The organism is Aeromicrobium sp. PFPM2_SD2 (assembly GCF_057364525.1).
In genome coordinates this window covers 1-6,745 of sequence record NZ_JBNFNZ010000101.1, presented here as the reverse complement: position 1 = coordinate 6,745, position 6,745 = coordinate 1, and the positions used below count along the sequence as shown (strand labels likewise).

Here is a 6,745-nt window from a genome sequence, read left to right as displayed (position 1 = left end):
CGCCCGGCAGGGCCAGCCGCAGGAGCAGGCCGGCGCGCAGGGCGGACGCCAGATCGGGGTAGACGCCCTGGCACTCGTCGCCGACCGTGGGGGCGAGCGGCTCGAGGCCGGGCGCGAGCGCGTTGACGCGCTCGAGCGCCCCGTCGAGCGCCCGTTGGGCGGCGCGCCGGTCGGGCTGGCGCCGCGACCCGACGAGGTCGACGATGCAGGCCACCACTGAAGACGACATGAATGAAGCATAACGCTTAACTGCGCCGGATATAAGCCCAGACGTGACGCCGCCGTCGTCCGGGGCCTACAGTGCTGGCGTGACCATCGCCCTGGCCTCCGCCCGTCCGTTCGACGAGATCGACCCGGACCTGCCGCTCGTCCACGCCGCCGCCCGCCGCCGGGGCCTGGACGTGCGCACCGTCCGGTGGGACGACCCCGCCGTCGACTGGGACGGCTTCGACCTCGTGGTCGTCCGGTCGTGCTGGGACTACACGACGCGGCGCGAGGAGTTCCTCGCCTGGGCCGACGCGGTGCCGAACCTGGCGAACCCGGCCGCGGTCGTGCGCTGGAACACCGACAAGACCTACCTGCGCGACCTGCAGGACGCCGGGGTGCCCGTGGTGGAGACGCTGTGGGACGTCCGCGCGGCGACGCGCTGCCCGGCGAGGGCGAGCCGGACGCCGAGTGGGTGGTGAAGCCGTCGGTCTCGGCCGGCTCGCGCGACACCGCGCGCTGGAGCGACCCCGCCGACGTCCACCGGCACAGCGAGCAGCTCGTCGCCGCCGGACGCACGTCCATGACCCAGCGCTACGTGCCGTCGGTGGACACCGAGGGCGAGACGGCGACGCTGTTCCTGGGCGGGCACTTCTCGCACGCCATCCGCAAGGCGCCGCTGCTCGAGCGCGGCGAGGGCGTCAACGACGATCGGGACAGTCGCGGCGACATCACCCCGCGCGCGCCGACGGCCGCCCAGCTGGAGGTGGCCTCCGACACGCATGCCGCGCTCCGCCGCGTGCTCGGCGACGACCTGGCGCTGCTCTACGCCCGCATCGACCTGGTGACGGCCCCCGACGGCCAGCCGCTGGTGCTCGAGGTCGAGCTGACCGAGCCGAGCCTGTTCCTGCCGCAGAGCGAGGGCGGCGAGGAGCGGCTGCTCGACGCGATCGAGCAGTGGGTCGCGCGGTAGCTCAGGACGCCGGCGCGTAGGTCAGGCAGTCGGCGGCGTCGGCCCCCGGGCCCACCCGGATCGACTCCGCGCCGCACTCCAGGTCGTGGTTGTGCGTGCAGTCGGCGCGGTGGCACGCACCGACCTTGGCGAGCGACTTCGACAGCCCGCCGTGCACGTCGAGCGCGATGAAGGTGCCGCAGGCGGCGTCCGAGCCGCGCTGACGGTGATCGCGCCGGCGTGGCACTCGGTGTCGTGGTTGTAGGAGCAGCCAGCGACCTCGCACTGGTGGACCTCGGGCAACGTCGCGGTCATGGTGACCTCCTGGGACGGCTTTTCCCCAGGCTAGGCCCCGGTCCCCCGGGGAAGGGAAGCCTCAGCCGCGCCCGGATCCACCCCGTCGTCGGCCACGACCCGTGCTCGACCGGCGGCCTTGGCCCGGTAGAGCCGGTCGTCGGCCTCCTGCAGCGCGCCGTCCCCCGCCGCAGCGACCCCGGCGCTGAACGTGACGCCGGGACCAGCCTCGTGCCAGGCCGGCGCGAAGCGCTCGAGCACGGCGACCGCCTCGGCGGTCGTGGTGCGCGGCATGACGACGAGGAACTCCTCGCCGCCGTAGCGGACGACCATGTCGGTGGCCCGGGCCGCGGCCTGCAGCGCGTCGGCGAAGTCGCGCAGCAGGTCGTCCCCGGCCAGGTGGCCGTACGCGTCGTTGAACCGCTTGAAGTGGTCCAGGTCGACGAGGACGAGGGCGTCCTGCGGACCCAGGACGTCCAGCGTGCCGTCCAGGTGGGCACGGTTGGCCAGGCCGGTCAGCGGGTCGGTCGCCGCGCTCCGGGCCAGCGCCTCCGCCTGCTGGCGCAACGCCGCGAGCAGTCGTGCCGGCAGCTCGCACACGAAGATCCAGATGAGCACCGCGAGCGGGGTCCGGACGAGGACCGCGTCCTGGTCGACGCCGATGATCCACACGTACGCCGGCAGCACGAGCAGGACGCACCACCACGCCGTGCCCGGGGGCTGGCTCAGCCCGATGTAGAGGAACGCGAGCACGAACAGCCCGAGCAGGTTGACCGCCGCGACAGGGGTGGTCAGGTTGAGCACGACCATCAGCAGGAGCACCGCGGCCGGCCAGATCAGCAGCGAGCGCTGGCGCGTGGCCAGGCCCAGCCGGCGCAGGACGAGCCAGGCCGCCCCGGCCGCGACCGGCAGCACCGGTGCTGCCAGCACGCCGCGGACGTCGCGTCGTGCCGACGCGACGATCCCCAGCACCACCATCAACGTGGCGGGGACGCTGGCCAGGAACCCGCGCAGGTGCCAGGCCCGCACGGACGCCTCCATCCGGGCCGCCGGGCCGAAGGACGGCACCGCGGCTAGCCGAGCTTCTCGAGCACGAGCTCCCTCACCCGTGCCGCGTCCGCCTGCCCCCGCATCTGCTTCATGACCGCACCGATGAGCGCGCCGGCCGCGGCGACCTTGCCGTCGCGGATCTTCTGGGCCACGTCCGGGTTGTCGGCGATCGCCTGGTCGACGGCGGCGCCGAGCGCACCCTCGTCCGAGACGACCTCCAGCCCGCGGGCGGTGACGACCTCCTCCGGCGTCCCCTCCCCCGCCAGGACGCCGTCGAACACCTGACGGGCGAGCTTGTCGTTCACCCGGCCGGCGTCGATGAGCCCCTGGATCTGCGCCACGACCTGCGGCGTGATGGGCAGGGCGTCCAGGTCGACGCCGGTCTCGTTGGCGCGGCGGGCGAGCTCGCCCAGCCACCACTTCTTCGCCGCCTGCGGGGTGGTGCCGGCCTCGATCGTGGCCACGACCAGCTCGAGCGCGCCGGCCCCGACGGTGTCGCGCATGTCGAGGTCGCTGAAGCCCCACTCGGCCTGCAGGCGGGCGCGACGCGCGGCCGGAGGCTCGGGCAGCGTGGCCCGCAGCTCCTCGACCCACTCGCGCGACGGCGCGACCGGGGCGAGGTCCGGCTCGGGGAAGTAGCGGTAGTCGTCGGCGTCGGACTTCTCGCGGCCCGAGGACGTCGTGCCGGTGTCCTCGTGGAAGTGGCGCGTCTCCTGCAGCACCGAGCCGCCGGCGTCCAGGATGCCCGCGTGGCGCGAGATCTCGAACTTCACCGCGCGCTCGACCGAACGGAAGGAGTTGACGTTCTTGGTCTCCGAGCGCGTGCCCAGGACGTCCGAGCCCTTCGGCTTGAGCGAGAGGTTGACGTCGGCGCGCAGCGAGCCCTGGTCCATGCGGACGTCGGAGACGCCGAGGCCGCCCACGAGGTCGCGCAGCGTCGAGACGTAGGCGCGGGCGACCGCGGCCGCCTTGTCGCCGGGCACCTCGATCGTGCGGGTGACGATCTCGATCAGCGGGATGCCGGCGCGGTTGTAGTCGATGAGCGAGTGCTGGGCGCCGTGGATGCGTCCGGTCGAGCCGCCCACGTGGGTGGCCTTGCCGGTGTCCTCCTCCATGTGCGCGCGCTCGATCTCGATGCGGTACGTCTCGCCGTCGACCTCGACGTCCAGGTAGCCGTCGAAGGCGATCGGCTCGTCGTACTGCGACGTCTGGAAGTTCTTCGGCATGTCCGGGTAGAAGTAGTTCTTCCGGGCGAAGCGCGAGAGCTCGGCGATCTGGCAGTTGAGCGCCAGGCCGATGCGGATGGCCGACTCGACGGCCTTCTCGTTGACGACCGGCAGGGCGCCGGGCAGTGCGAGGCACACCGGGCAGACCTGCGTGTTCGGCGGGGCGCCGAAGGTCGTCGAGCAGCCGCAGAACATCTTGGTCGCGGTGTTGAGCTCGACGTGGACCTCCAGGCCCATCACCGGGTCGTAGCGGTCGAGCGCCTCGTCGACGGGCACGAGCGTCTCGGTCACGGAGCCACCTCCAGCTCGGGAGCCTTCGCAAGGATGGGGCCGCCCCACTGCTGCTCGAGCAGGCGCTCGAGCGCGGCGGCGGCGTTGTACAGCCGGTCGTCGGCGTGGGCCGGCGCGAGCAGCTGGAAGCCGGACGGCAGCCCGTCCTCGTCGGCCAGGCCGTTGGGGATCGAGATGCCCGGGATGCCGACCAGGTTGGCCGGGATCGTGGCCACGTCGCCCAGGTACATCGCCAGCGGGTCGTCGAGCTTCTCGCCGAGCCGGTACGCCGTGGTGGGCGAGGTCGGCGAGGCCAGGACGTCCACCTGCTCGAACGCGGCGGCGAAGTCGCGCGCCAGCAGGGTGCGGACCTTCTGCGCCGAGCCGTAGTAGGCGTCGTAGTAGCCGCTGGACAGCGCGTACGTGCCCAGGATGATGCGGCGCTTCACCTCGTCGCCGAAGCCGGCGTCGCGGGTGGCGGCCATGACCGCCTCCGCGCTCGGGGTCGCGCCGTCGGGCGTGACGCGCAGGCCGTAGCGCATCGCGTCGAAGCGGGCCAGGTTGCTGGACGCCTCGCTCGGCATGACCAGGTAGTACGCGGCCAGCGCCTGCTTGACGCTCGGCAGCGAGACCTCGACGACCTCGGCACCGGCCTTGGTCAGCAGCTCGACGGACTCCTCGAACCGGGCGCGCACGCCGGGCTGGAAGCCCTCGCCGCCCAGCTCGGTGACGATGCCGACCCGCAGCCCGTCGACGTCGGCGCGGCGGGCCGCGGCCACGACGTCGGGGTACTCGCCGTTGATCGACGTGGAGTCGCGCGGGTCGTGGCCGGCCATGACGTCGTGCAGCAGCGCGGCGTCGAGCACGGTGCGGGTGACCGGTCCGGCCTGGTCGAGGCTGGAGGCCATGGCGATGAGGCCGTAGCGGCTGATCGCGCCGTAGGTGGGCTTCACGCCGACCGTGCCGGTGACGGCGCCGGGCTGGCGGATCGAGCCGCCGGTGTCGGTGCCGACGGCCAGCGGGGCCTCGAAGGCGGCGACGGCCGCGGCCGAGCCGCCGCCCGAGCCGCCAGGGATGCGGTCGAGGTCCCACGGGTTGTGCGTGGGCCCGTACGCCGAGTGCTCGGTCGAGGAGCCCATCGCGAACTCGTCCATGTTGGTCTTGCCCAGGATGGGCAGGCCGGCGGCCTTGAGCCGCTCGGTGACCGTCGCGTCGTAGGGCGGGATCCAGCCCTCGAGGATCTTCGAGCCGGCGGTCGTCGGAACCCCCCGGGTGGCGATGACGTCCTTGACCGCGATCGGGACACCGGCGAGCGCGCCGAGCTGCTCCCCCGCGGCGCGGCGCGCGTCGACGTCGGCGGCCTGGGCGAGCGCGCCCCTCGGCGTCGACGTGCAGGAAGGCGTTCACGGCGCCGTCGACGGCGCCGATGCGGTCCAGGTGGGCCTGCGTGGTCTCGACGGCGGTCACGTCGCCGGCGGCCAGGCGCGCCGCGAGGTCGGCGGCGCTGAGGCGGGTCAGGTCGGTCATCAGTCCTCCCCGAGGATCTGGGGCACGAGGAACTTGTCGTCCTCGGAGGCGGGCGCCCCGGCGAGCGCGTCGGCGGGCGACAGGCTCGGCGTCGGGACGTCGGGGCGGAAGACGTTGCGCACCGGGATCGGGTGGCTCATGGCCTCGACGTCGTCGCCGGCCACGGCCTGCACCTCGGCGACGTAGCCCAGGATGGAGGGCAGCTCGTCGCCCAGGCGGTCGAGCTCGGCCTCGCTGAGGTCGATGCGGGCCAGACCGGCCAGGTGCGCGACGTCGTCGCGCGAGATCCGGGGTTCGGACATGCGGTTCCTTCGCAGGGTGCGGGCGGGTTGCGCGTCCATCCTAGTGGTCGCTCCCCCGGCGCCCGGACGGCGTCGGGACCGGGTCAGCCGCGCGCGAAGTCCTCGTCGACGAGGTCGGCGTTGACGTCCATCCCGGCCAGCGCGCCGTGGCTCGCGGCGGTCACGACCTGGGCCGTCGGGTCGGTCACGTTGCCCACCGCCCACACGCCGTCGACGTTGGTGCGTCCGTGGTCGCCGGTCTCGATCGCCGGTCCCATCGGGGTCTCGTCGACCGTCACGCCGAGCTTCTCCAGCAGCGAGTGCGCCGGGCGCATCGCCGGGACCGTGAACAGGGCGTCGACCTCGACGACGTCGCCGCCGTCGAGGTGGAGGCGCAACGGGCCGTCCTCGTCACGCTCGACCCGCTGCAGCGCGCCCTCGGCCAGCCGGACGTCGCGGTCGGCCAGGGCCGCGCGCGCCTCGTCGTCGAGCTCGGCGACGTCGTTGACCAGGAGCACCAGGTCGTCGGTCCACTGGCGCACGAGCCGGACCTGGTGGGCGGCGTTCGGGTGCGTGGCCAGCACCGCGACCCGGCGCCCCTTGACCTCCTGGCCGTGACAGTAGGGGCAGTGCAGCACGTCCAGGCCCCAGCCGTCCGCGAGCCCGGGGACGTCGGGCAGGGAGTCGTCGGTGCCGATCGCGGCGATCACGCGGCGCGCGCGGACGCAGGTGCGTCCGTCGACCTGCACGAGGAGCGCGTCGCCGTCGCGCTCGAGCCCGTCGACGGTGCCCGAGCGCAGCTCCACGCCGTACCCGGCGACCTCGTCGCGGGCCAGGTCCAGCAGCTCGTCCGGCGGGATGCCGTCGCGGGTCAGGAACCCGTGGACGTGGGAGGCGTAGCGGTTGCGCGGGGCGCCGGCGTCGACGACGAGCACGCGGCG

The 6,745-nt window shown here is 73.7% G+C and carries 7 protein-coding genes and 2 pseudogenes; 2 read left to right on the top strand and 7 right to left on the bottom strand.

The window, feature by feature from the left end:
* A pseudogene (locus AC2W7G_RS06895) lies at nucleotides 1–229 on the bottom strand (SatD family protein); the annotation flags it as partial.
* Nucleotides 230–308: 79 nt separating this feature from the next.
* On the opposite strand from AC2W7G_RS06895, the gene AC2W7G_RS06890 reads away from it, so the two are divergent.
* Nucleotides 309–686 carry a hypothetical protein gene (locus AC2W7G_RS06890; protein WP_485867782.1) on the top strand — a complete coding sequence of 126 codons (378 nt, stop codon included), beginning with the start codon at nucleotides 309–311 and terminating at the stop codon, nucleotides 684–686.
* Nucleotides 623–1,177 carry a hypothetical protein gene (locus tag AC2W7G_RS06885; RefSeq protein ID WP_485867781.1) on the top strand — a complete coding sequence of 185 codons (555 nt, stop codon included), beginning with the start codon at nucleotides 623–625 and terminating at the stop codon, nucleotides 1,175–1,177. Before AC2W7G_RS06890 ends, AC2W7G_RS06885 begins: the two co-directional genes overlap by 64 nt.
* 21 nt (nucleotides 1,178–1,198) lie before the next feature.
* Here the strand turns inward: AC2W7G_RS06885 and AC2W7G_RS06880 are convergent, their stop codons facing one another.
* From AC2W7G_RS06880 to AC2W7G_RS06855, 6 genes and pseudogenes are all read right to left on the bottom strand, one after another.
* On the bottom strand, nucleotides 1,199–1,471 hold the full coding sequence (locus AC2W7G_RS06880; RefSeq protein WP_485867780.1) for a DUF1540 domain-containing protein: 273 nt from the start codon (nucleotides 1,469–1,471) through the stop codon (nucleotides 1,199–1,201).
* A gap of 30 nt (nucleotides 1,472–1,501) precedes the next feature.
* Entirely contained in the window at nucleotides 1,502–2,479 is a 978-nt protein-coding gene (locus AC2W7G_RS06875; RefSeq protein WP_485867779.1) for a GGDEF domain-containing protein, read from the bottom strand.
* 44 nt (nucleotides 2,480–2,523) lie between these two features.
* Nucleotides 2,524–4,017 (bottom strand): Asp-tRNA(Asn)/Glu-tRNA(Gln) amidotransferase subunit GatB, encoded by a 1,494-nt coding sequence (gene gatB / locus AC2W7G_RS06870; RefSeq protein ID WP_485867778.1) that lies wholly within the window; start codon nucleotides 4,015–4,017, stop codon nucleotides 2,524–2,526.
* Nucleotides 4,014–5,523, bottom strand: a pseudogene (gatA, locus tag AC2W7G_RS06865) (Asp-tRNA(Asn)/Glu-tRNA(Gln) amidotransferase subunit GatA). Before gatA ends, gatB begins: the two are co-directional and overlap by 4 nt.
* Nucleotides 5,523–5,825, bottom strand: a complete 303-nt coding sequence (gatC, locus tag AC2W7G_RS06860; protein WP_485867777.1) for an Asp-tRNA(Asn)/Glu-tRNA(Gln) amidotransferase subunit GatC — start codon at nucleotides 5,823–5,825, stop codon at nucleotides 5,523–5,525. Before gatC ends, gatA begins: the two are co-directional and overlap by 1 nt.
* An 83-nt stretch (nucleotides 5,826–5,908) precedes the next feature.
* The coding region (locus AC2W7G_RS06855; RefSeq protein WP_485867776.1) for an NAD(P)/FAD-dependent oxidoreductase at nucleotides 5,909–6,745 on the bottom strand (837 nt) is incomplete at its 5' end.

Coding starts and splice junctions, on each gene's coding strand:
- AC2W7G_RS06880 (WP_485867780.1), bottom strand. CDS start 1,471: ATGACCGCGACGTTGCCCGAGGTCCACCAGTGCGAGGTCGCTGGCTGC.
- gatC (WP_485867777.1), bottom strand. CDS start 5,825: ATGTCCGAACCCCGGATCTCGCGCGACGACGTCGCGCACCTGGCCGGT.